Source organism: Kitasatospora sp. Xyl93, assembly GCF_055383135.1.
In genome coordinates, this window is record NZ_AP029185.1 from 7,330,001 (window position 1) to 7,355,043 (window position 25,043).

The 25,043-nt window shown below is 73.2% G+C and carries 22 protein-coding genes and 2 rRNA genes (1 of these 24 cut by a window edge); 13 read left to right on the forward strand and 11 right to left on the reverse strand.

Annotation, left to right across the window (positions count from 1 at the left end; translation table 11 throughout):
- Positions 1-2,293: ribosomal RNA gene (locus ACZ5GH_RS31830) — 23S ribosomal RNA — on the forward strand (it extends 827 nt beyond the left edge of the window).
- A gap of 80 nt (positions 2,294-2,373) precedes the next feature.
- Positions 2,374-2,490 (forward strand): 5S ribosomal RNA (rrf, locus tag ACZ5GH_RS31835).
- A 67-nt stretch (positions 2,491-2,557) separates the two neighbouring features.
- Here rrf and pcp read toward each other — a convergent pair.
- The 5 genes from pcp to ACZ5GH_RS31860 all read right to left on the reverse strand — a co-directional run bounded on the left by pcp (position 2,558) and on the right by ACZ5GH_RS31860 (position 7,982).
- Complete coding sequence (gene pcp / locus ACZ5GH_RS31840; protein ID WP_387754086.1) at positions 2,558-3,244, reverse strand: pyroglutamyl-peptidase I; 687 nt, start codon at positions 3,242-3,244, stop codon at positions 2,558-2,560.
- Between the two features lie 192 nt (positions 3,245-3,436).
- Entirely contained in the window at positions 3,437-4,648 is a 1,212-nt protein-coding gene (locus tag ACZ5GH_RS31845) for an alpha-hydroxy-acid oxidizing protein (protein WP_387754045.1), read from the reverse strand.
- A 175-nt stretch (positions 4,649-4,823) separates the two neighbouring features.
- The gene (locus tag ACZ5GH_RS31850) at positions 4,824-6,071 is read right to left on the reverse strand and encodes an MFS transporter (RefSeq protein WP_387754042.1); all 1,248 of its coding nucleotides are present in this window, start codon (positions 6,069-6,071) and stop codon (positions 4,824-4,826) included.
- 84 nt (positions 6,072-6,155) lie between these two features.
- A complete protein-coding gene (locus ACZ5GH_RS31855) occupies positions 6,156-6,989 on the reverse strand; it encodes a MerR family transcriptional regulator (protein WP_464336004.1) in 834 nt (277 codons plus the stop codon).
- Between the two features lie 78 nt (positions 6,990-7,067).
- Complete coding sequence (locus ACZ5GH_RS31860) at positions 7,068-7,982, reverse strand: alpha/beta fold hydrolase (protein WP_464336005.1); 915 nt, start codon at positions 7,980-7,982, stop codon at positions 7,068-7,070.
- A 367-nt stretch (positions 7,983-8,349) separates the two neighbouring features.
- On the opposite strand from ACZ5GH_RS31860, the gene ACZ5GH_RS31865 reads away from it, so the two are divergent.
- The 4 genes from ACZ5GH_RS31865 to ACZ5GH_RS31880 all read left to right on the forward strand — a co-directional run bounded on the left by ACZ5GH_RS31865 (position 8,350) and on the right by ACZ5GH_RS31880 (position 12,323).
- Complete coding sequence (locus tag ACZ5GH_RS31865) at positions 8,350-9,750, forward strand: DUF2079 domain-containing protein (protein ID WP_464336006.1); 1,401 nt, start codon at positions 8,350-8,352, stop codon at positions 9,748-9,750.
- A gap of 96 nt (positions 9,751-9,846) precedes the next feature.
- A complete protein-coding gene (locus ACZ5GH_RS31870) occupies positions 9,847-10,251 on the forward strand; it encodes a GntR family transcriptional regulator (protein ID WP_387754031.1) in 405 nt (134 codons plus the stop codon).
- 168 nt (positions 10,252-10,419) lie between these two features.
- Entirely contained in the window at positions 10,420-11,328 is a 909-nt protein-coding gene (locus ACZ5GH_RS31875; protein ID WP_464336908.1) for an ATP-binding cassette domain-containing protein, read from the forward strand.
- Positions 11,325-12,323: an ABC transporter permease gene (locus ACZ5GH_RS31880; protein ID WP_464336007.1), complete on the forward strand. Its 999-nt coding sequence runs from the start codon at positions 11,325-11,327 to the stop codon at positions 12,321-12,323. The genes ACZ5GH_RS31875 and ACZ5GH_RS31880 overlap by 4 nt, the downstream gene beginning before the upstream one ends.
- 96 nt (positions 12,324-12,419) lie before the next feature.
- Here the strand turns inward: ACZ5GH_RS31880 and ACZ5GH_RS31885 are convergent, their stop codons facing one another.
- Positions 12,420-13,076, reverse strand: a complete 657-nt coding sequence (locus tag ACZ5GH_RS31885; protein WP_387754022.1) for a response regulator — start codon at positions 13,074-13,076, stop codon at positions 12,420-12,422.
- Positions 13,064-14,338, reverse strand: a complete 1,275-nt coding sequence (locus tag ACZ5GH_RS31890) for a sensor histidine kinase (protein WP_387754019.1) — start codon at positions 14,336-14,338, stop codon at positions 13,064-13,066. Before ACZ5GH_RS31890 ends, ACZ5GH_RS31885 begins: the two co-directional genes overlap by 13 nt.
- 190 nt (positions 14,339-14,528) lie before the next feature.
- Here ACZ5GH_RS31890 and ACZ5GH_RS31895 point away from each other — a divergent pair, with 190 nt between their 5' ends.
- Positions 14,529-15,554: a hypothetical protein gene (locus ACZ5GH_RS31895; RefSeq protein ID WP_464336008.1), complete on the forward strand. Its 1,026-nt coding sequence runs from the start codon at positions 14,529-14,531 to the stop codon at positions 15,552-15,554.
- 26 nt (positions 15,555-15,580) lie between these two features.
- On the opposite strand, the gene ACZ5GH_RS31900 is transcribed toward ACZ5GH_RS31895, so the two are convergent.
- Complete coding sequence (locus tag ACZ5GH_RS31900) at positions 15,581-16,642, reverse strand: GlxA family transcriptional regulator (RefSeq protein WP_387754015.1); 1,062 nt, start codon at positions 16,640-16,642, stop codon at positions 15,581-15,583.
- A gap of 138 nt (positions 16,643-16,780) precedes the next feature.
- On the opposite strand from ACZ5GH_RS31900, the gene ACZ5GH_RS31905 reads away from it, so the two are divergent.
- Both ACZ5GH_RS31905 and uppS read left to right on the forward strand, forming a co-directional pair.
- Positions 16,781-17,371, forward strand: a complete 591-nt coding sequence (locus ACZ5GH_RS31905; RefSeq protein ID WP_387754012.1) for an isochorismatase family protein — start codon at positions 16,781-16,783, stop codon at positions 17,369-17,371.
- 153 nt (positions 17,372-17,524) lie between these two features.
- Complete coding sequence (uppS, locus tag ACZ5GH_RS31910) at positions 17,525-19,492, forward strand: polyprenyl diphosphate synthase (protein WP_464336009.1); 1,968 nt, start codon at positions 17,525-17,527, stop codon at positions 19,490-19,492.
- On the opposite strand, the gene ACZ5GH_RS31915 is transcribed toward uppS, so the two are convergent.
- Positions 19,446-20,117, reverse strand: coding sequence for a hypothetical protein (locus ACZ5GH_RS31915; RefSeq protein ID WP_387754008.1), 672 nt, complete (start codon positions 20,115-20,117; stop codon positions 19,446-19,448). The genes uppS and ACZ5GH_RS31915 overlap by 47 nt on opposite strands.
- 406 nt (positions 20,118-20,523) lie before the next feature.
- On the opposite strand from ACZ5GH_RS31915, the gene ACZ5GH_RS31920 reads away from it, so the two are divergent.
- The 4 genes from ACZ5GH_RS31920 (at position 20,524) to ACZ5GH_RS31935 (ending at position 23,146) form a co-directional block, all read left to right on the forward strand.
- Positions 20,524-21,303, forward strand: coding sequence for a DUF2071 domain-containing protein (locus ACZ5GH_RS31920; protein ID WP_387754005.1), 780 nt, complete (start codon positions 20,524-20,526; stop codon positions 21,301-21,303).
- Positions 21,300-22,172, forward strand: a complete 873-nt coding sequence (locus ACZ5GH_RS31925) for a class I SAM-dependent methyltransferase (protein ID WP_464336010.1) — start codon at positions 21,300-21,302, stop codon at positions 22,170-22,172. Before ACZ5GH_RS31920 ends, ACZ5GH_RS31925 begins: the two co-directional genes overlap by 4 nt.
- Entirely contained in the window at positions 22,169-22,591 is a 423-nt protein-coding gene (locus tag ACZ5GH_RS31930) for a hypothetical protein (protein WP_464336011.1), read from the forward strand. Before ACZ5GH_RS31925 ends, ACZ5GH_RS31930 begins: the two co-directional genes overlap by 4 nt.
- Positions 22,592-22,669: 78 nt before the next feature.
- Positions 22,670-23,146: a hypothetical protein gene (locus ACZ5GH_RS31935; RefSeq protein ID WP_387753996.1), complete on the forward strand. Its 477-nt coding sequence runs from the start codon at positions 22,670-22,672 to the stop codon at positions 23,144-23,146.
- A 25-nt stretch (positions 23,147-23,171) separates the two neighbouring features.
- Here the strand turns inward: ACZ5GH_RS31935 and ACZ5GH_RS31940 are convergent, their stop codons facing one another.
- Positions 23,172-23,819, reverse strand: coding sequence for a response regulator (locus ACZ5GH_RS31940; RefSeq protein WP_387753993.1), 648 nt, complete (start codon positions 23,817-23,819; stop codon positions 23,172-23,174).
- Entirely contained in the window at positions 23,804-25,024 is a 1,221-nt protein-coding gene (locus tag ACZ5GH_RS31945; protein ID WP_387753991.1) for a sensor histidine kinase, read from the reverse strand. The genes ACZ5GH_RS31940 and ACZ5GH_RS31945 overlap by 16 nt, the downstream gene beginning before the upstream one ends.
- Positions 25,025-25,043: the final 19 nt, after the last annotated feature.

Consider the following 25,043-nt stretch of genomic DNA (forward strand, 5'->3'; position numbering starts at 1 on the left):
GGAGGACCGAACCCACCAGGGTTGAAAACCTGGGGGATGACCTGTGGTTAGGGGTGAAAGGCCAATCAAACTCCGTGATAGCTGGTTCTCCCCGAAATGCATTTAGGTGCAGCGTCACGTGTTTCTTGCCGGAGGTAGAGCACTGGATAGGCGATGGGCCTTACCGGGTTACTGACCTTAGCCAAACTCCGAATGCCGGTAAGTGAGAGCGTGGCAGTGAGACTGTGGGGGATAAGCTCCATGGTCGAGAGGGAAACAGCCCAGAACACCGACTAAGGTCCCTAAGCGTGTGCTAAGTGGGAAAGGATGTGGAGTCGCAGAGACAACCAGGAGGTTGGCTTAGAAGCAGCCACCCTTGAAAGAGTGCGTAATAGCTCACTGGTCAAGTGATTCCGCGCCGACAATGTAGCGGGGCTCAAGCACATCACCGAAGTCGTGTCATTGCAGCAATAGGGCCAACGCCTGCTGTGATGGGTAGGGGAGCGTCGTGTGCCGGGTGAAGCGGCGGTGGAAACCAGTCGTGGACGGTATACGAGTGAGAATGCAGGCATGAGTAGCGATACAAGAGTGGGAAACTCTTGCGCCGATTGACCAAGGGTTCCTGGGTCAAGCTGATCTGCCCAGGGTAAGTCGGGACCTAAGGCGAGGCCGACAGGCGTAGTCGATGGACAACGGGTTGATATTCCCGTACCCGCTTTGAAGCGCCAACGCTGAACCTCTTGATGCTAAGCCCGTGAAGCCGGCCTGGAGTCTTCGGACGAAGGGACGTGGTGGAGCCGGTGACCCAACGGGGTAGTAGGTGAGCGATGGGGTGACGCAGGAAGGTAGTCCAGCCCGGGCGGTGGTTGTCCCGGGGTAAGGGTGTAGGCCGTGAGGTAGGCAAATCCGCCTCACATGAAGGCTGAGACCTGATGCCGAGCCGATTGTGGTGAAGTGGATGATCCTATGCTGTCGAGAAAAGCCTCTAGCGAGTTTCATGGCGGCCCGTACCCCAAACCGACTCAGGTGGTCAGGTAGAGAATACCGAGGCGTTCGGGTGAACTATGGTTAAGGAACTCGGCAAAATGCCCCCGTAACTTCGGGAGAAGGGGGGCCATTCCTGGTGATGGGTCTTGCACCTTGAGCTGGGGGTGGCCGCAGAGACCAGCGAGAAGCGACTGTTTACTAAAAACACAGGTCCGTGCGAAGCCGTAAGGCGATGTATACGGACTGACGCCTGCCCGGTGCTGGAACGTTAAGGGGACCGGTTAGCTTGGTTTCGGCCAGGCGAAGCTGAGAACTTAAGCGCCAGTAAACGGCGGTGGTAACTATAACCATCCTAAGGTAGCGAAATTCCTTGTCGGGTAAGTTCCGACCTGCACGAATGGCGTAACGACTTCTCGACTGTCTCAACCATAGGCCCGGTGAAATTGCATTACGAGTAAAGATGCTCGTTTCGCGCAGCAGGACGGAAAGACCCCGGGACCTTTACTATAGCTTGATATTGGTGTTCGGTTCGGCTTGTGTAGGATAGGTGGGAGACTGTGAAGCAGCAACGCCAGTTGTTGTGGAGTCGCCGTTGAAATACCACTCTGGTCGTGCTGGATGTCTAACCTGGGTCCGTGATCCGGATCAGGGACAGTGTCTGGTGGGTAGTTTAACTGGGGCGGTTGCCTCCTAAAGGGTAACGGAGGCGCCCAAAGGTTCCCTCAGCCTGGTTGGCAATCAGGTGTTGAGTGTAAGTGCACAAGGGAGCTTGACTGTGAGACTGACGGGTCGAGCAGGTACGAAAGTAGGGACTAGTGATCCGGCGGTGGCTTGTGGAAGCGCCGTCGCTCAACGGATAAAAGGTACCCCGGGGATAACAGGCTGATCTTCCCCAAGAGTCCATATCGACGGGATGGTTTGGCACCTCGATGTCGGCTCGTCGCATCCTGGGGCTGGAGTAGGTCCCAAGGGTTGGGCTGTTCGCCCATTAAAGCGGTACGCGAGCTGGGTTTAGAACGTCGTGAGACAGTTCGGTCCCTATCCGCTGTGCGCGTAGGAGTGTTGAGAAGGGCTGTCCCTAGTACGAGAGGACCGGGACGGACGAACCTCTGGTGTGCCAGTTGTTCTGCCAAGGGCATGGCTGGTTGGCTACGTTCGGGAGGGATAACCGCTGAAAGCATCTAAGCGGGAAGCCTGCTTCGAGATGAGCACTCCCACCTCCTTGAGAGGGTAAGGCTCCCAGTAGACGACTGGGTTGATAGGCCGGATATGGAAGCCCTGTGAGGGGTGGAGTTGACCGGTACTAATAGGCCGAGGGCTTGTCCTCAGTTGCTCGCGTCCACTGTGTTGTTCTGAAACAACGACCCCAACCCAGCGTGGTTGGTGCGGTTGACAGTTTCATAGTGTTTCGGTGGTCATAGCGTGAGGGAAACGCCCGGTTACATTCCGAACCCGGAAGCTAAGCCTTACAGCGCCGATGGTACTGCAGGGGGGACCCTGTGGGAGAGTAGGACGCCGCCGAACAATCATTGCTGAAGAACCCCCATCCGGGACCCGGATGGGGGTTCTTCGCGTTTACGGGCCGACATCGTCAATTGCCGCCCCGGCGGGACAGCCAGCTCCGTCGGCGCGGTGCGGCCACCGTGGCGGAGGTCGGCGGGTGGAGGGCGGCCACGGCACTGCGGATCAGGATGCGCACCCCCTCGGCGGCCGTCTCCGCCGCCATCGACGCGCTCTTCTCCTGACCGGACGTCTGGCTGGGCAGGTAGGGCAGGCGGACGAAGCCGCCGCGCAGTTCCGGGCGTTCGGTGGCGATCAGGTGTGCCAGCCCGTAGAAGACGTGGTTGCAGAGGTGGGTGCCGGCGGTGTGCGAGAGGGTGGCCGGGATCCCGGCCTGCTGGACGGCCTCCACGCAGGCCTTCACCGGCAGGGAGGAGAAGTACGCGGCCGGGCCGTCCGGTACGACCGGCTGGTCGATCGGCTGATGGCCCTTCCGGTCGGGGGTCCGGACGGCGTCGTCGAGATTGACCGCCACCCGTTCGACCGTCAGGTCCGGGCGGTTGCCGCCCTGGCCCGTGGCGATGACCAGGTCCGGCCCGAACCGGGTGACCGCCCGGCGCAGTTCGGCGATCGAGTCGCCGAACGCCCAGGGCAGCTCGGCGAACTCCAGGGCCACTCCGGCCGGCGGACCGGCGGCGACCAGCCGGCCCGCCTCCAGCGAGGAGTTCAGTCGATCGCGGCCGAACGGTTCGAAGGCGGTCAGCAGGACGCGGATGATGGCGGACCTCCCAGCTTGCGGGATCGTACGGACCCGATTTGTGCCGTTCGAGCGTAGGGCCGTCCCGAATGTCCCGGCAAGCCCCACTGGTTCCCGGTGGGCACCATGACCTGAATTCACGTCAGATCCGGCTCGGCGCATCAGGTCCGGCGCGGTGCACCAGGTCGGGTGCGGCGCATCAGGTCCGGCACATCAGGTCCGGCGCAGCGCGCCGTCCGCGCGGAGGGAGGCGAGCGTGGGGTAACCGTCGACGGCCATCAGGAGGTCGGCCTCGGCGAGCAGGGAGCGCAGCACGTGGACGATGCCGTCGGTGCCCTCCAGCGCCAGGCCGTAGGCGTACGGCCGGCCCACGCCGACGGCGGTGGCCCCGAGGGCGAGCGCCTTGACGACGTCGGTGCCGGAGCGGACGCCGGAGTCGAAGAGGACGGGCAGGCCGTCGGCGGCCGCGACCACGTCGGGGAGCAGGTCGAGGGCGGCCAGCCCGCCGTTGGCCTGGCGGCCGCCGTGGTTGGAGCAGTAGACGCCGTCGACGCCGCCGTCCCGGGCGCGGCGGACGTCCTCGGGGTGGCAGAGGCCCTTGAGGATGATCGGCAGGTCGGTGAGCGAGCGCAGCCAGGGCAGGTCGTCCCAGGTCAGCGGGTTTCCGAAGACGCCGGCCCACTCCAGGACGGCGGCCTGCACGTCCTCCTCCGGCGCCTTGGCGAGGCGGGCGCGGAACACCGGGTCGGAGGTGTAGTTGGCCAGGCAGTGGCCGCGCAGCTGCGGGAAGTTGGCGGTGGCCAGGTCGCGCGGGCGCCAGCCGGTGACCCAGGTGTCCAGGGTGACGACGATGCCCCGGTAGCCCGCGGCCTCCGCCCGGTGCACCAGGCTCTCGGCCAGCGCCCGGTCGGTCGGGGTGTAGAGCTGGAAGAAGCCGGGGGTGCCGCCGAACTCGGCGGCCACCTGCTCCAGCGGATCGACCGTCAGGGTGGAGGCGACCATCGGCACGCCGGTCCGGGCGGCGGCGCGGGCGGTGGCCAGGTCCCCGTGGCCGTCCTGGGCGCACAGGCCGATCACCCCGATCGGCGCCATGAACAGCGGGGTCGGCAGGCGCAGGCCGAACAGCTCCACCGACAGGTCCCGCGTGCTCGCGCCGACCATCATCCGCGGCACCAGGCCCCACCGCTCGAAGGCGGCGACGTTCGCCCGCTGGGTGGACTCGTCGCCGGCCCCGCCCGCGACGTAGGAGAGCACCGAGGGCGGCAGCGCGGTGCTCGCCCGGGCCTCCAGGTCGGCGAAGGCCATCGGCATCGTCGGCAGGACGCCGCCGAGACCGCGCAGGTAGATCTCGGTCTGGTAGTCGCCGAACCGCCCGTGGAACGCCTGGTGCCCGTGGAACGCCCGATGGGTCTGCTGGCTGTCCATCCGCTGGCCGTCCTTCCGCCCTCGCCCGCCCGGGACCGTCCCGGCCGGCGGTGCCGCCGGCCCGCCCCGCTGTACGGGCGGACGGGCTGACGGCACCCCGGCATTCTCACCACGGACGGACCGGAGGGCCAGGGTCCGGCGACGGGTGCGTGGCGGCGGCGCCCACGGCGCGGGGTCACTGCGCCGGTTCGGGGCGGACCCGGTGGCCGTACCGCCACGCGGTGGCGGCGGCGAGCAGGGCGACCGACCCGCCGAACACCATGACGGTGCCGGGGGAGGAGTGGTCCACCACCAGGCCGCCGGTCAGCGCGCCGATCGAGAAGCTCGCCTGGAACGCGGAGGTGAACACCACGCCGGCGCCCTCCGGGGCGTGCGGGGCCGCGGCGAGGAACCAGCTGAGCGAGCAGACCGGGACGGCGCCGTACGCCACGCCCCAGAGCGCCAGCAGGACGGCGGCGCCCGGACCGCCGGTGCCCAGGAGGGGCAGCAGCAGGGCCGCGCCGGCGAGCAGCACGGCCGCCGCGCCGAACACCGGCCGCAGTGCCCGGGCCGCCCGGCCGCCGGCCAGGAGGTTGCCGAGCAGCCCGGCGGCGCCGTAGACGAGCAGCAGGGCGGTGATCGGACCGGGGCCGACGTGGGTGGTGTCGGCGAGGAAGGGCGTGACGTAGGTGTAGCTGCCGAAGTGGGCGACCACGATCAGGAAGGTCACCGCGACGCCGGTACGGGTGCCGCGGCCGGCCAGCAGACCGCGCAGCACGCCCAGCCCGGTGACGGTCAGCGGGGGCAGCGGCGGCAGCGACCGCAGGAGGGCGACCAGGGCGAGCAGGGTCAGCGCGGCCATCGCGAGGAAGGCCGCCCGCCAGCCGGCCAGCGAACCGAGGAACACCCCCGCCGGCACGCCGAGCACCGAGCCGAGCGGGACGGCCGAGAAGATCACCGTGTTGGCGCGTGCCCGCCGGTGCTCGGGGACGAGGCGCGGGGCGAGCCCGGAACCGATCGACCAGAACGCCCCGATGACCAGGCCGAGGGCGACCCGGGCGGCCAGCACCGCCCAGTAGGCGGGGGCGAACGCGCTGAGCAGGTCCGCCAGGGTCAGGACCAGCAGCAGCGCGCAGAGCATGGTCCGCCGGTCCGCGCGCCTGGTCGCGACGGTCACCACGGGTGCGGCCACCGCGGCGACGATGCCGGGCAGGGTCATCATCAGCCCGGCCGTGCCGTCGGAGATCCGGAAGGTGGCGCCGATCGGGGTCAGCAGGCCGATCGGCAGGATCTCGGTGGTGACGATGGAGAACACGCCGGTGGTGACGGCGAGCACGGCGAGCGTGCCGCCGTCCCGGGGGCGCGGGTTCCGGGTGCGCGGGTTCGGGGTGGGCGGCTCCGGGGCGGGCGGGGGAGTGGAGCGGACGTTGGCGCCGGTCGGCATGTCGGGGGTCCCGTCGACGGGTGGTGGGTGTCTGTCCCGAAGTCCACCAATTCGACGGGGGGTTGGGCTGGCGTGAATCCGACGTCAACGCTTCCGGGCCGGTTCGGCGGCCCGGCGGTGTGCGGCGGTCGGGCGGTCATCGGTGCCGCTGCGCCGCGCGGCGGCCCGGCGTTCCCCGGCGCTCCCGCGCTCCGCGGCGAGGCGGCGCTGCTTCGCGCGGTGGGCGAGCACGTCCAGGATGCGCTGCCAGGTCGGCGAGGCCTCGGCGATCCGGGAGAAGATCACCTCCTGGTTCCCGGGCCGGCGGTTGTCCCGCCCGTGGGCGATCTCCCAGGTGTCCAGCTCGTCGATCAGCCGGTCCACCCGCGGATCGTCCGGTTCCCAGTCGAGCGACTGGTCGCAGAGGAGGAACAGCCGCAGCGTCCCGGGGTCGTCGAAGCTGGCGTTCTTCTCCCGGACGCCCTGGCGCAGGGCTTCCGGGTCCAGGGTCTGGAGCAGGATCCAGGTGTCGCGTTCGAGCAGTACGGACGGCTCGCTGACCCCGAGCGCGCGCATCCGGTCCAGGATGGCGACGACCTCGGGCGGCAGGGCGAGCCGCTCGCCGCTCGCCAGGTCGGCGATCCGGCGGCGGTGCTCGGCGAGTCGGTCGATCCGGCGCTCCAGTTCGGCGTCGAGGTCGGTGACGGCGGCGGCGAACTCCTCCGGCTCCGCCCGCAGCAGCGCGTCGATCCGGGCCAGCGGCACCCCGGCGTCGGCGAGCGTCCTGATCCGGATGAGGTCCACTGCCGCCTGCGCGCTGTACCGGCGGTAGCCGGAGGCGTCGCGCTCGGGCTCGGGCAGCAGCCCGACCTGGTGGTAGTGGCGGACGGTGCGCACGGTCACGCCGGCGGTTGACGCGAGTTGACTGATCGTGAGCACCGTTCCCGCTCCGCCCTGTTGAAAGCCCGTCGAGATCGACGCCGAGATCGACGCCACGGTTGACGTCGAGGTCGAAGTCTAGGCGCGGCCCGCCCGGTCCACGACGTCGCGGATCGCCTGGACCACGTCATCGACCCGCTCGAAGACGAACTGGCTGTGGCCGGTGTCGGTGAGGATGCGCTGCTCCCCGTTCGAGACCGAGTCGGCCATGGCCGCGTACAGCCGGGTCTTGCCGTCGTGCATCGCCTGGAGGAGTTCCTCCGACATCAGCGCCTGCTGGCCGGGGTCGATGCCCAGCGGGGTGAGCGCGATCAGCGGGACGTCGGGCAGGTCCGCCCCGGCCCGCAGCTCGACGGCCAGGTCGGCCATCGAGGCGCGCTCGGCCATGCCGGCGTGGATCCAGCGCTCGCTCACGTGGTACTCGACCACCGCGTCCCGGACGTCCGCCGGGTAGTCCACGAGGAGCTCCGTGGCCATCTGCCGGATGGCCGGGAGGCCCTGCCGCAGCTGTTCCTCGGTGGGCGACATCCGCACGCCGGCGGCCAGGCTGCCCTCGGCGGGCACGTAGTCGTCCCAGTCCCGGTGGAACGCGTCCAGCCAGACCAGCCCGGCCACGTCCTGCGGGTAGAGCTGCGCGAACCCGTGGGCGTAGGCGCCGCCGACCGAGTGCGCGACCAGGACGTACGGGCCGGGAACGCCCTGGGCGTCCAGCAGTTCGCGCAGCTCGGTGGCGACCTCGGCGGCGGTGCGCGGCAGCGGGGCGTCGTCGCTGAAACCCGTGCCGCCGCGGTCGTACACCACGGCGGTGGTGAACTCCGAGACGCCCTGCTGGACGCCGAAGTAGTCCAGGCCGATCGCGCTGGCGCCGGGCAGGAGGACGACGGCGGGCCCGCCGCTGCCCTGGCGGTGCAGGTAGAGACGGCGGCCGTCGACCTCCTGGAAGCCGCCGATCGGGGGGTGGAGCGGGGTCGGGGTGGTGCTGTCGTTCGTCATGCGGCAAGCCTCCAACCCTGACGTAGCGTCAAGGTCAAGCGGCTGTCTCCGGCGGCTCATCGCGGGCACCGTCCCAGCCCTTTCGGGGGTGCTGCGGGGCCTTCGCGGGCAGCCCGGAGGCCCGGTCGGCGTCGTCCGGCCGGGTTTGACGGCGCTGCGGGGTTCCATCACCCTTCCACTAATCGAATAGTGAAAGGGTACTTTGCCGATGCCCGCTTCCTCCTCCCCGCCCGCCGCGCCGTCCTCCCCGCCCGCCGTGCCGTCCTCCCCGCCCGCCGCGCCGTCCGGCCGGGCTGTGCGACCCGAGCGGACTGCACGACCCGCCCGGCCCGCGCGGGTCGCCGTGCTCGCGCCGGCCGTCCGGCGGGTGAAGCCCCTCGTCCGCCGCCCCGCCGTGGCCGCCCGTCGCCCCGCCGTGCTCGCCTGGGGCCTGGCGGCCGGGTTCGCCGCGCTCTACGCCTGCGTCGCCGTCAACCGGCACCGGCGCGGCCTCACCAAGGCCTACGACCTGGGCATCTTCGAGCAGGCCGTCCGGGCGTACGCCCACGGGCAGGCGCCGATCGTGCCGCTCAAGGGGCCCGGCTACCACCTGCTCGGGGACCACTTCCACCCGCTGATCGCCGTCCTCGCCCCCGTCTACCGGGCCTTCCCTGGCCCGCTCACCCTCGTCGTCGCCCAGGCACTGCTGATGGCGCTGGCAGTCGTCCCGCTGACCCGCTGGGCCCACGAGGTCGCCGGGCCCCGGGTGGCGCTGCTCGTCGGCTGCGCCACCGGGGCCTCCTGGGGGATCGTCCGGGCGGCGGCAGACGACTTCCACGAGATCGCCTTCGCCGTGCCGCTGCTCGCCTTCGCGGCCACCGCGCTCGGCCGGCGCCGTCCGCTCGCCGCCGCGCTCTGGTCACTGCCGCTGCTGCTGGTCAAGGAGGACCTGGGGCTGACGGTGGCCGCCGTCGGCGCCCTGATCGCCTGGCAGGCCCGGCGGGAGCGGCACCGCACCCCGCTGCCCGGGCTCGTGCTCGCCGCCGTCGGCCTCGCCGCGACCGCGCTCGCGGTGCTCGTCGTCCTGCCGGCGTTCAACCCGGGCGGGGGATTCGACTACTGGCGTCAGCTGGACGGCGGCGGGCAGCCCTCGCCCTGGTCGCTGCCGCTGCGGCTCGGCTGGCCGCCGGTCAAGTGGCTGCTGCTGTTCCTGCTCGCCGCCACCGCCGGCTTCGTCGGACTGCGCTCCCCGCTCCTGCTGCTCTGCGTGCCCACCCTCGCCTGGCGGTTGGCGTCGTCCAACTCGCACTACTGGGGCGTCAGTTACCACTACAGCGCGGTGCTGATGCCGATCGCGGTCGCGGCCCTGGTCGACGCCCTGCGCCGGGTGGACGCGCGGCGGGCGAGGCGGGCGCTCGCCGTCAGCGCCCTGGTGACCGCCGTGACGCTGCCGCTCTACCCGTTGCACGAGGTGGTGATGCCCGAGGCCTGGCGCACCTCGCCCCGGCTCACCGAGACCCGGGCGCTGCTCCACCGGATACCCGACGACGCCACGGTCGCCGCCTCCAACCGGCTCGCGGCGCAGCTGACCGGCCGGGCGGAGGTCACCCTGGTGTGTCGGGCGCCGGAGGGCCCCGGACCGCAGTGGGTGGCCGTCGACCTGCGGGACCCGAGCGTGCAGGCCCCGTGCTCCACCGCCGACACCGCCCGGATGCTGGCCGGCTACCGGGAGCGCGGCTACCACCCGCTGATCGAGCGGGACGGCCTGCTCCTGCTGCAGCGCCCCTGAGGGTTCGGACGGGACGGACCCCCCGGGTCAGGCTTGACCCACGCACCGCGGTGGGCCACCATTCCACTATTGAACTAGTGAAAGGCCGAATCGCCGGTGATCGAGTACCGCATCGAGCGGCGCAGCGGCGTCTCCACGTACCAGCAGATCGTGCAGCAGACCAAGCAGGCCCTGCGGCTCGGGCTGCTGCAGCCCGGGGACAAGCTGCCGACCGCCCGTGAGGTGGTCGAGCTGACCGCGATCAACCCCAACACCGTGCTGAAGGCCTATCGCGAGCTCGAACGCGAAGGGCTGGTCGAGCCCCGCCCGGGGCTCGGCACCTTCGTCCGGCGCTCGCTCGCCCGGCCGGAGGCGGCGGCGGACGGGCCACTGCGCGCGGGCCTGGTCGGGTGGGTGGACCAGGCCCGGGGGGCCGGACTGGAGCGCGAGGACATCGCCGCGCTGATGGCCTCCGTCCTGGAGCAGCGCTTCGACAGCGGGGTCCCCGGCTCCGACGGCTGAGGCCTCGACAGTGAGGCCACGGGCCTCGACGACAACCGGGGCTTGACGCCTCGACGTCGGGCTGTGGATCGCCATACCGGGGACCGAGACTCCCCGGCAACACCGAACAGAGAACAGTGGGGGGACCGGGTGGACGACCCGACGACCACGGCGCCCGCGTCGGCGCCGCTGCCGGAGGCCGGGCAGGCGCCGGCCCTGGAGGCCGAAGGCCTCGGCAGGAACTACCGGGGCGGCTGGGCGCTGCGCGGCTGTGACGTCGCCGTCCCGGCCGGGCGGATCTGCGGCGTGGTGGGCCCCAACGGCGCGGGCAAGAGCACCCTGCTCTCCCTCGCCGCCGGCCAACTCAAGCCCACCGAGGGAGCGTTGCGGGTCCTCGGCGCCCCGGCCGGCGCGCCCCAGCTGCGCGCCAGGGTCGCCTACGTACCGCAGGACAAGCCGCTCTACCCGGGCCTCACCGTCGCCGAGACGCTGCGGATGGGCCGCGAGCTCAACCCGGTATGGGACGAGATGCTGTCCCAACAGATCATCGCGCAGGGTGAGTTGAACCCCAAGGCGCGGATCGGCTCGCTCTCCGGCGGCCAGCGCACCCGGGTCTGCCTCGCGCTGGCGCTCGGCAAGCTCCCCGAGCTGCTGCTGCTCGACGAACCGATGGCCGACCTCGACCCCCTCGCCCGGCACCAGCTGATGGGCACCCTGATGTCGGCCGCCGCCGAGCGCGGCACCAGCATCGTGCTCTCCACCCACATCCTCCCCGAACTGGACGGCGTCATCGACCACCTGCTCCTCGTCCAGCGCGGACGTATCCGGCTGGCCGGAGACCTGGAGGAGATCCTCGACGGACACCGCCTGCTCACCGGCCCGGCCGCCCAGGGCGCCCTGCCGGCCACCGCCTCGGTGGTCGAGCGGCGGGTCAGCGGCCGCCGGGCGATCGCGCTGGTTCGCACCGGCGAGCCGGTGGACGGGAAGTGGGAGAGCGAGCGGCCGAGCCTGGAGGAACTGCTGCTCGGCTACCTCCGCGCACCCGCCGATCCGGACGACTCGCACGACTCGAAGGGCCCGAACGAGGTGGCCGCATGAGCACGACCGTCCTGCCCGACCGCGCCACCACCCCGACCGCCACCACCGCGCCCGGCCTGCGCGGGCTCCTGTGGCTGACGTTCCGTCAAAACCGTGTCTTCCTCCGGGCCTTGGTCGCGCTGCTGCTCGTGGCAGCGGCCGACCTCCTCTGGATCCACGTCCTCTGCCAACGCACCATGGACGAGCTGCGCCGGTCCGGCTGCGACAGCTCCGACTCCTGGTCCCACACCGACTGCTGGACCGTCTACGAACCGATCCACTCCCCGACCTTCTGGTACGTCCAGGTCCTCCAGCCCGCCGTCACCGCTGTCCCGCTCCTGATCGGCGTGTTCGTCGGCGCCCCGCTGCTGGCCCAGGAGTACGAACGCGGCACCATCCGCCTGATCCGCGCCCAGTCCGTCAGCCCGATCCGCTGGCTGGCCGTCCGCCTCGCCGTCCCCGGCCTCGCCGTCCTCGCGGCCAGCGGCCTGCTCGCCGTGCTGATGACCTGGGTGTGGTGGACGGACATCGTGCACGGCCCGTACGCCTTCGACCCGCCGTTCCAGTTCTTCACCTACCCGGCGCTCGGCCTCGCCCCGATCGCCTGGTCCGTGTTCGCCCTGAGCCTCGGCGTCCTCGTCGGCCAACTCGTCCGCCGCCTCGTGCCCGCGATGTTCCTCACCGGAGCCCTCGTCGCCGTCGCCGTCGGCCTCGTCCGCTGGGCCCGCCCGTACTTCCACCCCATCGTGGACCAGGTCGCCGCCGTGGGCACCCCCCAACCCACCAACGCCTGGCTCCTCGGCCGCGGCATCGTCCTGCCCGACGGCACCCGCGCCAGCACCGACACCTGCCTCTTCTCCTTCCAGGACAACCCCAGCTGCGACATCGCCACCGCCTCCTGGGCCCGCTTCCACCCGGCCGACCACCTCGTCCCCATCCAACTCGTCGAGGCCGGCCTCCTGCTGACCCTCTCGGCCCTCCTCCTGCTCACCGTCTTCCGCCGCATCCGCGCCTGAGGGTCGCGGATTCCTCGGCGGGCCGTCGGAGCCGAGCCGCCGCTGCCCGACGGGCGGCAGCGGCTCGATCCGTTCCCGCCCGTCGGATGGTGGGGGTCAGTCGTCCGCGTGGGCGCGGAGGTAGGTGAGGACGGCGCGGACCCGGCGGTGGCCGGTGTCGGGGGTGGGCATGCCGAGCTTGTCGAAGATGTTGCCGATGTGCTTGTTGACCGAGCTCTCGGCGAGGAGGAGGAGTCGGGCGATGGTCGGGTTGTTGTGGCCCTCCGCCATCAGGGCGAGCACCTCGCGCTCGCGCGGGGTGAGGGCGGCCAGCGGGTCGGGGGCGGTGCGGTGGGCCATCAGCTGGGAGATGACCTCCGGGTCCATCGCGGTGCCGCCCTCGGCGACGCGCCGGAGCGCCTGGAGGAACTCCTCGGCGCGGCCGACCCGGTCCTTGAGGAGATAGCCGACGCCGGTGGCGCTCTGGGCGAGCAGCTCGGCGGCGTAGGTGCGTTCGACGTACTGGGAGAGGATCAGGACGGGCAGGGCGGGCAGTCGGCGGCGGGCCTCGACGGCGGCGCGCAGGCCCTCGTCGCGGAAGTCCGGTGGCAGCCGGACGTCGACCACGGCGACGTCGGGGCGGTGGTCGAGCAGGGCGGGCAGCAGGTCGTCGCCGTGCTCGACGGTCGCGCACACCTCGTGACCCTCGCTGTGCAGCAGCAGGACCAGGCCCTCGCGGAGCAGGGCGTTGTCCTCGGCGATCAGGATCCGCACGGGATCTCCACTTCCAGAACGGTCGGGCCCCCGGGCGGGCTGGACAGGCGGGTGGTGCCGTCGAACGCCGCGACCCTGCGGCGCAGGCCGGGCAGCCCGCTCCCGGCACCCTCGACGGCGCCACCCCGGCCGTCGTCCTCGACCCGGACGGTGATGGCGGAGGCGGTGATCCGCAGCCGGACCAGGGCGCGGCGGGCGCCGCTGTGCCGGGCGACGTTGGCGAGCGCTTCGGAGACCACGAAGTAGGCCGCGGCCTCGGCGGCGGCCGGTGCGCGCGGTGGCGGGTCGGCGGCGGGGCCGGGGGAGGGACCGGCGGACGCCTCGGGTGTGGCCGGCTCGACCCGGGTGGGGACGGCGCAGCGGGCGGCGAGCGACCGTACGGCCTCGTCGAGGCCGCGGTCGGCGAGCAGCGGCGGGTGGATGCCGCGTACCAGGGCGCGCAGTGACTCCAGGGCCTGTTCGGCGACGAGTTGGGTGGAATCCACCAACGCCGCCGCCTGCTCGGGGCGTTGGTCGAGCGCGCGGCGGATCATGCCGAGCCGGAGCGAGACGGCCACCAGGTTGGCCTGGGCGCCGTCGTGCAGGTCCCGTTCGATCCGGCGCAGTTCGGCGGCATGGGCATCCAGCGCCGCGGACCGGCTGGTGGTCAGCTCCTGGACGCGCCGGGCGAGCGAGGTGCGGGGCCGGGCGACCAGCAGCCGGCGGGAGGCCCGGGCGTGCAGGTCGGCGGCCGGCCGCAGCGCGGCCAGGGCGACCGCGGCGTAGCCGACCCCGACGGCCGCCGCCGCGACGGCCGTCGGCCAGGAGTCGACGGTCACCAGGATGATCCGCCCGCGTTCGGCCGGCAGCAGTCGCCACCACACCGGCGCGGCCAGCCAGTTGACGGCGTGGCTGCACAGGGTGAGGGCGGCCCCGCAGAGCAGTGTTCCGGCGGTGCCGTGGGCGAGCAGCCACACCAGGTCCTTGCGGACGGCCGGATCGCGTACGGAGACCCGGTCGCCGTACGGGGTGTGCAGCGGCTCGCCGCCCAGCCGGCGGCCGACCAGCCGCCGGTGGAACTCGGCACCGCGGCGCAGTAGTTGCAGGGTCGGCCGGAGGAACGGCAGGCCGAGGCCGACCGGGCAGAGGGCGAGGACCACCAGCAGCAGGCCGAGCCCGACCAGCGCGGCCAGCCCCGTGCCGAGGCAGAGCAGGAGGTAGCCGGCGGCGGCGGGGGAGCGGCGCACCGTGGCGCCGATGGCGGGGCGGACCGCCGACCGCACCGTGGACGCGGCAATCCTGGACGTCCGCACGACTGTTCAGCGCCCCCGAGCGTCCGAGCCGACTTTTCGATCACCCTAGCACCGGCGCCGGAACCGGCCGCGGCCTGCGGGCCCTCCGCCTGCGGGCCTTCCCTGGCGGCGGGCGCGCCGCCACAATGGGCCGGTCGATCGCGGAAGTGGGGGGACCGGGGTGGAATGGCTGCTGGGGATCGGTGGTGCCCTGCTGCTCGGGGTGCTGACCAATCTGGTGTACGACTTCGCCAAGTTCGGTAGCTCGCGGCTCGGTTCCCGGGTGCCTGCGCCGCGCGTCCGGCGGGCGAGCCTGACGGCGGCGGCTCGGGCGCACGACGTGCGGGCGGACGGGCTGGCACCGCTGATCACCTGGTCGGCGACCCGGCCGCTGACGCCGAACACGCTGGTGACGGCGCACCGCGGACGGGTGGAGCGTCCGCACGCGCTGGACACGGTCGGGTGGGCCGACGAGGTGGCGCGCCAGCGGGCGGCCGGTGCGGCCGGCCGGACGGCGTACATCACGCGGCTGACGGTCGATCACGGCGAGCACGGCGGCGCGCGGGCCTGCGAGGTGGACATCGCCGAGAGCGACTACGCGGAGTGCATGGCCACCACCCGGCTCGGCCGGGAGGACCCGGAGGCGGCCCGGCTGCTGCACGAGGCGCTGGACCAGGGCCTGACGAGCTTCGTGGCCGTCGCGCCGCCCACCATGGTCAGCGCCTGCGTCGCCGTGCGGGACCGGCTGGGCCGGCTGCTGCTGCTCCGCCGCTCGCTGGCGGTCAACACCTTCCCCGCGCAGTGGACGGTCGGGATCAACGAGACGATGAAGTACCGCGACGAGCCGGGCGCCGCCGAGGACTTCTACGGGCTGGTCCGGCGGGCGCTGGAGGAGGAGTTGGGGCTGTTGCCGGAGGACGTCGGGCCGACCGCGATCACCTGGCTGGGCTGGAGCGAGCCGGCGTCCTGCTACACCCTGGTCGCCACCGTCCGGTCCCGGCTCGACGCGGCCGAGATCGACCGCCGCCGCGAGGCCTGCCACAGCACCTTCGAGCACGACATGGCCGTCTGGGTGCCGTTCACCCGCCGTACGGTCTCCGAGCTCGTCGAGGGTGGCACCTGTCCGGACGGCTCGCGGCGCTGGTCGTACCTCGCGCCGCTGGTGGCCTGGGAGGCCTGGCGGGCGGCGCAGCAGGGGCGGGCGTAGGCCGGAACGGGCCCGCCGCGCCGGGTTCACCGTACGGCTGCCGTGACCTCCCCCTCCGCGGTCGTCGCCGCTTCCGCGGTTCCGGACGGCGTCGCGGTCGCCGTCCGGAACCGCTGCCGGTAGTCGGTCGGGGTGGTGCCGAGGCGGCGGCGGAACGCGCGCACCAGGGTGTCGACGGTGCCGAACCCGCAGGTGGTGGCGACGCGTTCGAGCGTGGCGTCGGTGGACTCCAGCTGGTGGCGGGCGAGTTCGACCCGGGCCGACTCGACGTAGGCGCTCGGCGTGGTGCCCAGCTCGGTCTTGAAGATCCGGGTCAACTGCCGTTCGCTGACGTGGGCGTGGGCCGCGAGGTCCGGGACGGTGAGCCGCCCGGAGAGGTTGCGCAGGATGTGGTGGCGCAGCTCCTCGATCCGCCGGGTGGTCGACACCGGCTCCAGCGGAACGCTGAACTGGCTCTGGCCGCTGGGGCGTTTGAGGTACATGACGAGCTGGCGGGCGACCCGCAGCGCCAGCTCCTCGCCGAAGTCCTCGGCGACCAGCGCGAGCGACAGGTCCAGGCAGGCGCTGATGCCCGCGCCCGTCCAGATCCCGCCCTCCCGGATGAAGATCGGGTCGGCGTCGACCTCGACCTCCGGGTGCTCCTCGGCGAGCTGGCCCGCCGTGGACCAGTGGGTGGTGGCGCGCCGCCCGTCCAACAGCCCGGCGGCGGCGAGCAGATGGGCGCCGACGCAGACGCTGGCCACCCGGCGCGAGCGGGCGGCCAGCGTACGGACCCGCTCGACCACCGCGGGGTCGGTCAGCGCGCGGACGCGGCGGCGGTCGTCCACCTCGACCGAGCCGGGCACCAGCAGGGTGTCGATCCGGCTCCGGGCGGCTTCGTCGAAGGTGAGGTCGGGCAGGATGCGCACGCCCGCCGCGGTGGTGACCGGGGCCGTCGTCTCGGCGGCGAGCACGACCCGGTAGCCGGTGGCGTCGTCGGTCTCCCGGCGGACCAGCGAGAACACCTCGGGCGGGCCGGTCACGTCGAGGAGGTCGACGCCCTCGAACAGCACGATGACGATCAGCCGCTGCACGGCGTGGGCGGTCACGGGTCCCTCCTCGATGTCGGAATCTGCATGTTAGGCGACATTGCCGACACCCGAGCGCCGCCCGTAGCGTTCGAAGGGCCGGTCACACCAGGTGTGACCTGCGAGAACCCCGACTCCCGACCATGAAGGCGGTACCCCGTGCCCACGACGACCCTGCGCACCCTCAACGGCCTCGACGAGACGCCGGCCGCGCTCGGCGACTCGACCCTGATCATGATCGACTACCAGAACACCTATGTGCGCGGCGTGATGGAGCTGGAGGGCTGGCGGGAGGCGCTGGACGCCGGCGCCGATCTGCTCGCCCGGGCCCGGGCCGCCGGCGCCACCGTGATCCACGTGGTCAACGACGGCGGCGAGGGCACCCCGTACGACGTCCGGGCCGAGATCGGGCACATCCACCCGAGCGTGGCGCCGGGCGAGGGCGAGCGGGTGGTGGTCAAGCGGGCGCCGGACGGCTTCGTCGGCACCGACCTGGGCGAACTGGTCGACGCGGCCGGCCACCGGGACGTCGTCCTCGCCGGGTTCATGACCCACATGTGCGTCGCCTTCACGACGGCCGGCGCCTTCCTGCGCGGCAACCGCCCCACCGTGGTGGCCGCCGCCTGTGCCACCCGGCCGCTGGAGTCGGCGGGCACCGCGCTGACGGCCGCCCAGGTCCACCGCGCCGCGCTGGCGACGGTCGGCGACCTGTACGGGGTGGTGGTGGAGTCCCCGGCCGACCTCGGCTGAATCCCGGCCGGGCCCGGCCCGGGCGGACGTTCGACGGCCGCTCGGCGGGTGTACGGCGGCGGCTGTACGGGGCGGCCCGTCCGGATCGCCACCGATCCGCCCCCGCCTCGTTGACCAGACGGCGCACGGTGTCGGCGGCGGGAGGGAGGGGCCATGGCGGGGAACGGGCCGGCGGTGGTGGGCGGCTCGCCGGAACTGGCCGAGTCGTACCGGGTCTGCGAGCAGGAGGTGGCCGGTCACCTGGCCTCGCTGCGGGCGATCACCGACACGCTGCCGCCCGAGGTGCGCCCGCACTTCCACGCCGTCAACGCCTTCGCCTCCCGGTCCGACCGGATCGCCGACACCGGGGACGCGGATCCGGGGGAGGCGGACGCCGGGGACGCGGACACCGACGACGGCGCGGGTGCGGGCGCAGACGCCGACACCGGGGCCGGCGGCCGCCACGGCGGTGCCGACCCCGCCGAGCGGCAGCGCCGGTTCGCCCGCTGGCGGGCCGACACCCTGGCCGAGCTGGCGGCCGGCCACAGCCGGCACCCGCTGCGCCGGGCCTTCGTGGACACCGTGGGCCGCTGGGCGCTGGACCCGGCGCTGGTCGAGGAGTTCCTGGACGCCACCCTGGCCGACGGCGCGCGTCCGCCCGCCTTCGAGACCCCGGCGGACCAGCGCCGCCACCTGCGGGGCGTCGCGGGGACGATCACCGAGCTGTGGGCCCCGCTGCTGGGGGCGCACGGCCCGCGGGCGGCGGGCGCGCTGTCCGCGCTGGGGGAGGCCTGCCAGCTGGCCGACATCCTGGAGGACCTGCCGCTCGACCTGGCGGCCGGCCGCTGCTACCTGCCGCAGGGCGAGCTGCGCCGGCTCGGTCTGACCGCCGCCGACCTCGGCCGGCACGGAGGCCAGGCCGGAGACGGGTCCGGAGACGGGTCCGGAGACCGGGACGACCGCCGGGAGGAGCACCGGGACCGGGACGCCCTGGACGAGCTGCTCGACGGCCAACGGGCCCAGCTGCACCGGCTGTTGCAACAGGCCCTGCCCGCCACCTGGCTCGCCGCCCCCGGCTGCCGCCCGTTCCTGCACACCCTGCTGCTCGGCGCCCAGCTCCAGTACGACGAGATGGCCCTGCTGCGCTCACGCGTCCTGACCGACGGCCTCACACCGCTGAGCGCCGACGGCACCACGCTCCGCCGCCGCGCCCGGTCCGAGCCCTCGGAGGGCACGCCCGCCCACGTCGCCGTGATCATGGACGGCAACCGCCGCTGGGCCGAGGCCCGGCGGCTGCCCGCCCAGCACGGCCACCGGGCCGGGCAGCGGGCCGCGCTGCGCCTGGTCAACGCGGCACTGCGGCTCGGCATCCGGCACCTGAGCCTGTACGCGTTCTCCACCGAGAACTGGGACCGCCCGCCGGAGGAGCTGACCGAGCTGTTCGACTCGCTGGCCGACGGCCTCACCCGCAGCGCGGAAGGCCTGCACGCGCTCGGCGTACGGATCCGCTGGTGCGGCCGGCGGGACCGGGTGGACGAATCGCTGGCCTCCTCGATCGCGCTGGTGGAGAGCATGACGTCCAACAACGGCACGCTGACCCTGACGGTCTGCGTGGACTACGGCGGACGGGAGGAACTGGCGGCCGCGGCGCGCAGCCTGGCCGCCGAGGCGGTGGCCGGCGCGATCCGCCCGGAGGCGATCGGCCCGGCCGACCTCGCCCGGCACCTGTACCTGCCGGACCTCCCGGACGTCGACCTGCTGATCCGCACCTCCGGGGAGCAGCGGATCAGCAACTTCCTGCCCTGGCACCTCGCGTACGCCGAGCTGCTGTTCGACCCGACGCCGTGGCCCGACTACGACCTGGCCGGGCTGCGCGCGGCGGTCCGGGCCTACGCGGCCCGGGAGCGCCGCTTCGGCGGCGTTCCCACCCAGTCCCGACAGCCTCCCCAGCCCGCACAGCCCCCGCACGCCGCGCAGTTCCCGCACGCCGCGCAGCCCCCGCCGGCCGCGCACCCCCCGCACGCCGCGCCGGACGGGAAGCCGTCGCAGGGCTGGAAGCCCCCGCAGCCCCGCGACGCCCCGCCCGCCGTCGGTGCTACTCCTGCGCGGCCGGGGGAGGCGTGTACGTCCCCTCGGCCGTGACGTACCCCAGCACGGTGTCCACGGTGACCGGGTGCGGGCCGTAGTTCGTGGTGTACGCGTCCACCGCCTCCTGGGTGGGGCGCAGCGGCACCCCGCTGAGCCGGACCTTCATCGGCTGCCCGGCCGGCACCGGCTGGGCCGTCAGCTTCCCCTCCGCCAGGCCGCAGTGGAAGGCGGAGCGGTGCCCCATCTCGGCGCCGCCGACCTCGCACCGGCCGGAGGCCAGCCCGTCGCGGACGGCGCCGACCAGCTTCACCACCTCGTAGTCGCCCTGCGCGGTGCGGACGGAGACCCCGCCCTCCAGCGCCCCGTCGCCCTGGGCCTTCGGCGGGTTCGCGAGGGACGGGTCGCCCTGGGCCGAGCGGACCGGCAGGCGCACCCCCGGGCCCCACTCGTCCGGTACCAGGCGCGCCGGAGCGACCACGTCCACCTTCGCCCCGAAGCGGTCCAGTTGGGCCTGGGCCGCCGGTGTCCAGCGCACCTCCACCCACCCGTCGGTGAGCGTGCCCAGGTTTCCCGAGCGGCCGGTGCCGTCGTCGACGGCACCGGCCGCCGCCCCGGTGAGCCACCCCAGCAGGGGGGTGGCCAACGCCGCGCCCAGCAGCGTCCGTCGCGTCGTGCTCATCGTCCCGATCCGTCCTTCCCTGGCCGCCGATTACGGCCCCGGGACGGATCATCCGTCCACCGGCCGTCCCCGGGGCCGGAGCGGAGGGGGAAACCACCCGTGTGGGGGGCGCGGAGCCGTGGTCCCGGGTGGTTCGTCCGGAGATCGACGCCCCCTGGGGCACCCGCACACCCCCTCACCGACCGGTACGCCCCGCGGAGCGCCCCGGGACCGTCCGGGAGGCGCCCGGATGCCACCCCGAACCCGAGTTGAACGCGTTCAAAGTCGTGCGCCATGATGAGGCCGTGCGAGAACACCCCACCGCGGCCTGCGGAGGGGGACGGCCCCGTGCTGCCCCGTCACGCTTCGGGGCCCGCAACCCGTCATCCGCAACCCCCCCACCCCGTACCGGACCACGGAGTCGACCGTGCGACACCTGCTGCAACGCCACCCCTTCGCGATGCGCACCCACTTCGCGCACTCGCTCGTCCTCACCTACGCCCTGCCGCCGCACCTGCTCGCCCCGCTGGTGCCGCCCGGCCTCGCCCTCGACACCTACACCGACCCCGGCGGCACCGAGCACGGGTTCGTCGCGGCCGCCGTCGTGGACACCCGGGCGCTGCGACCGGCCGCGCTGCCCGCCCGCCTCGGCCGGGACTTCATCCTGACCGGCTACCGGGTCTTCACCCGCTTCCCGACCCCCGGCGGCCGCACCATGCGCGGCCTGCGCATCCTGCGCTCCGACACCGACAGCCGGATGATGGCGCTCGGCGGCAACGCCTTCTCCCGCTACCACTACCGGCACGCCCGGATCGGCACCCGGCTGGTCGACGGCACCCTGGAGTTCAAGGTCGTCAGCGGCGACGGCCGCGCCGACCTGCACGTGCGCGCCGACCTCGGCAGTGCCCCCGCCGCCCTGCCTCCGGGCAGCCCGTTCGCGGATGCCCGGGCCGCGCGCCGCTTCGCCGGGCCGCTGCCCTACACCTTCGAGTACGAGCCGCAGACCCGCTCGATGATCGTGGTCAAGGCCACCCGCGCCCACTGGGACCCGGCCCCGGTGGCCGTCCAGGTGCCCCGGCTCACCTTCTTCGACCACGGCCCGCTGGCCGGCAGCCGGCCGGTGCTCGCCAACGCCTTCCACGTCGCCGGCCTCGACTACGGCTGGCACGCCGGGGAGCGCCGCAACCTCACCGGAGCCGCCCGATGACCACCCCCGCCCCGACCGAGCCCGGCCCGCGTGCCGCTCGCCCGCACGCCGCTCGCCCGCACGCCGCTCGCCCGCGCGCCGTCTGCGCGGCCGTCCTCTGCCCGTCCACGGCCGGGCTCCCCGGCCCCCGTCCGTCCGGCGTGCGCGAAGTCGTCCGCTACAACTGGCCGATGTACGCGGCCGGCGCGCTCACCGTCGCCGCCGGTCGGGTGCTGGCCCGCCGACTGCCCGGCCCGGCCGCCGCGCTCGCCCGCACCGCCGCCGCCACCGCCGCCGGGTACCTCGCCCTCAGCACCCTCGCCACCTGGTGCGTCTACGACCGCTCCGAGCTCCACCGCTACGACTGGCTGCCCGAACTGCTGCCCGAGGGCCCCGGCGACCACCTGGTGGTCAGCACCGGCCTGGACGAGGCCAGCCGCCCGCTCGCCGCCCGCCACCCCGAGGCCCGCGGCCGGCTCGCCGACCTGTACGACCCGGCGCTGACCGCGAGCGGCTCGATCCGCCGCGCCCGCCGCCACGCCCCGCCCGCCCCCGGCGGCATCCCGGCCCGCCCGGACGCGCTGCCCGCCGCGACGGGCGCCCTGGACACCGTGTTCGCCGTCTTCGCCGCCCACGAGCTGCGCCGGCCCGCCGACCGCACCGCCCTGTTCGCCGAGGCCGCCCGCGCCCTGCGCCCCGGTGGCACCCTGCTGCTGGTCGAGCACCTGCGGGACGCCGCCAACACCGCCGTCTACGGCCCCGGCGCCTGGCACTTCCTGCCCCGCGGCACCTGGCTGCGGCACGCCGCCGAGGCGGGCCTGCACCGGGCCGCCGAACGCCGGATCGCCGGGCTGGTCACCGTCTTCGCGTTCCGGAAGCCCGCGTCATGACCGGACTGCTCACCCTGGAAGGCCAGTTGCGGCTGGTCGGCGCCGCGCTGCTGGGCGTCGGCCTGGTCCACGTGGTGCTGCCCCGCGCCATCGGCTGGCCCGCCGACCTGTCCGGCACCACCCTGCTGACCCGGCAGGTCTCCTACGCCCACCTCTTCTTCATCGGCCTCGCCTGCGCCCTGCTCGGCCTGCTCCCGCTCCTCCTGGCACCCGACCTGCTCGCCGGCGGCCGGCTCGGCACCGCCCTGCTGGCCGGCCAGACCCTCTTCTGGGGCCTGCGCTGGCTCTTCGAGTTCGCCTACTTCTCGCCCCGGCTGTGGCGCGGCGACCGCCTGCGCACCGCCGCGCACATGGGCCTGTCCGTGCTGTGGACCTGGGTGGCGACGGTCTTCGCCGCCGCCCTCTGGCACACGGTCTAGGATCAGTCACGACCTCAGGAGCCCACACACCCCCTCAAGGATCATGCGGTGACCGTTGCTTTTCCCCGTGCTCGCGCCGTGCGTTCGGCCCTGTCGGCCGGCGCCGTCCTGCTGGCGGCCACCTCCTGCTCCGGTTCGGCCGACGCCCCGCTGACCGCCGCCCAGGCCAAGCAGCAGACCGACAAGTACTTCAGTGAGACGTTCCTGGCCTTCCCGAAGCCGATCTCGCCGGTCGTCGAGCGGGACGGCGAGGAGAAGTGCTTCAAGAAGGACGCCCCCTCGGAGCCGGACGGCCGGGTCAAGGCCGTGACCTACCGCTTCCTGCGGGACATTCCGGCCGATCACCACGACACGATCTTCGACGCGTTCCGCGGCCACCTCGTCGTGGCCGGGTTCAAGGTCACCGACAGCAGGCCCGGCGTGATCGTCCTCACCAACCCGGACAACGGCTTCAAGGCCTCCGTCTCGGACGGCGACAACTGGCCCGCCACGCTGGTCGCCGGATTCGAATCCCCCTGCGTCTGGCCCGAGGGCACCAAGCCGCCCACCGGGTGAGCCGACCGGTCGGCTCCCGCCGCCGTCACGCCCCCAGGTAGCGCAGCACCGCCAGGACCCGCCGGTGGCCGTCCACGTCCACCGGCAGGTCCAGCTTGGCGAAGATGTTGCCGATGTGCTTGTTCACCGCCGCGTCGCTGATGAAGAGTTCCGCCGCGAGCGTGGCGTTGGAGCGGCCCTGGGCCATCAGCGCCAGCACCTCGCGCTCGCGGGCGCTGAGCCGCTCCAGCGGGTCGTGCCGAAGCCGCACCAACTGCTGGACCACCTCCGGGTCCACCACCGTCCCGCCGCCGGCCACCCGTTCCAGGCCGGCCATGAAGTCGGCGACCGCGCCCACCCGCTCCTTCAGCAGGTAGCCGACCGAGCGACCGCCGTCGGAGTCCAACAGCCGCATCGCGTAGGACTGTTCGACGTACTGGCTGAGCACCACCACCGGCAGCCCCGGGCACTCCCGGCGCAGTTCGACGGCCGCCCGCAGGCCGTCGTCGCGGTTGTCCGGGGGCATCCGGACGTCCGTGACCACGAGGTCCGGCCGCTCCGCGCGCACGGCGGCGACCAGGGCGTCCGCGTCCCCGACGGCGGCGAGGGTCTGGTGCCCGAAACGGTGCAGCAGGCCGACCAGCCCCTCCCGGAGCAGGACGGCGTCCTCGGCGACGATCACCCGAAGCGGCACGGTATCTCCACGTGGAGCAGGGTCGGACCGCCGGCCGGGCTGGACACCCGCATCCGGCCGTCGACGGCGGTGAGACGGTCGGCGAGCCCGGTCAGCCCGCTGCCGAGCGCCGGGTCCGCGCCGCCGCGGCCGTCGTCGGCGATCTCCAGGACGAGCAGGTCCGCGTGGTAGCGGCCGGAGACCCGGGCGCGGTCGGCGCCGCTGTGGCGGGCGATGTTGGTCATCGCCTCGCTGATCAGGTAGTAGACACCGGTCTCCAGCTGCCGGGGCAGCCGGCCGGGCAGGTCCAGGTCGACGGTGACCGGGATCGGGAACCGGCTGGCCTGCTCCCGGACGGCCGCGGCCAGCCCGTGGTCGGCCAGTACCGGCGGGTTGAGGCCGCGCACGATCCGGCGCAACTCCTCGTGGGCGGCACCGAGTTGCTCCTGCGCCCGGGTCAGCTGCGGGCCCAGCGGCGAGCCCGGCGGGACGTCCAGGTGCATCAACCCGAGCGTCATCCCCAGCGAGACCAGCCGCTGCTGCGCGCCGTCGTGCAGGTCCCGCTCGATCCGCTGCCGCTCGGCGTCGAAGGCGTCCACCAGCCGCGCCCGGGAGGCCTTCACCTCCCGCAGCTCCGCGCCCAGCTCCGCGTCGCGCGGGGCGAGCAGGGTCCGGGCGAGGGCCGCCCGGGCGCCCGCCCAGGAGGTCACCGTGTACGGGGAGGCCAGCAGCACGAAGGCCCCGAAGACCGACCACGGCCAGGTGGAGCCGTCGAGCGACGAGAAGCAGAGCGCCGGCACCCCGAAGGAGAAGGACAGCACCAGCAGGTCCAGCCACCACAGCGCGGCCGCCGAGACCAACGCGAAGCCCAGTTCGCGCCAGGTCGCCGGCTCGGTCAGCCGGGTGGCCGCCCAGGCGCGCAGCCCCGGAGCGTCCGGCGCCCGGTGCGGGTCCTCGGCCGGGTCCAGGTCCACCAGCCGCAGCCGGCGCCGCTCGACGGCCGCGACCGCCACCGCCGACAGCACCACTCCGACCAGCGGCGCCACCCCCACCAGCACCACCAGCAGCACCGCACCCGCCACCAGCCCGGCGGCCAGCACGGCCATCGCCGCGGCCCCCACCAGCACCCCGCTCGCCAGGTACGCCAGTGAGCGCCACGGCCACGCGGACGTGAGGAAGCTCAACGGCCGTTGGGCCATCGCCTGCCATGCCGTTCTCGGACGCATGCGACGAACAATAGTGCGG

Bases quoted from the DNA above. Each gene is read 5' to 3' on its own strand.
- ACZ5GH_RS31845 (WP_387754045.1), bottom strand. From the start codon at position 4,648: ATGGACAGCCAGCAGACCCATCGGGCGTTCCACGGGCACCAGGCGTTC.
- ACZ5GH_RS31850 (WP_387754042.1), bottom strand. From the start codon at position 6,071: ATGCCGACCGGCGCCAACGTCCGCTCCACTCCCCCGCCCGCCCCGGAG.
- ACZ5GH_RS31860 (WP_464336005.1), bottom strand. From the start codon at position 7,982: ATGACGAACGACAGCACCACCCCGACCCCGCTCCACCCCCCGATCGGC.
- ACZ5GH_RS31880 (WP_464336007.1), top strand. From the start codon at position 11,325: ATGAGCACGACCGTCCTGCCCGACCGCGCCACCACCCCGACCGCCACC.
- uppS (WP_464336009.1), top strand. From the start codon at position 17,525: ATGGCGGGGAACGGGCCGGCGGTGGTGGGCGGCTCGCCGGAACTGGCC.
- ACZ5GH_RS31915 (WP_387754008.1), bottom strand. From the start codon at position 20,117: ATGAGCACGACGCGACGGACGCTGCTGGGCGCGGCGTTGGCCACCCCC.
- ACZ5GH_RS31925 (WP_464336010.1), top strand. From the start codon at position 21,300: ATGACCACCCCCGCCCCGACCGAGCCCGGCCCGCGTGCCGCTCGCCCG.
- ACZ5GH_RS31930 (WP_464336011.1), top strand. From the start codon at position 22,169: ATGACCGGACTGCTCACCCTGGAAGGCCAGTTGCGGCTGGTCGGCGCC.
- ACZ5GH_RS31945 (WP_387753991.1), bottom strand. From the start codon at position 25,024: ATGCGTCCGAGAACGGCATGGCAGGCGATGGCCCAACGGCCGTTGAGC.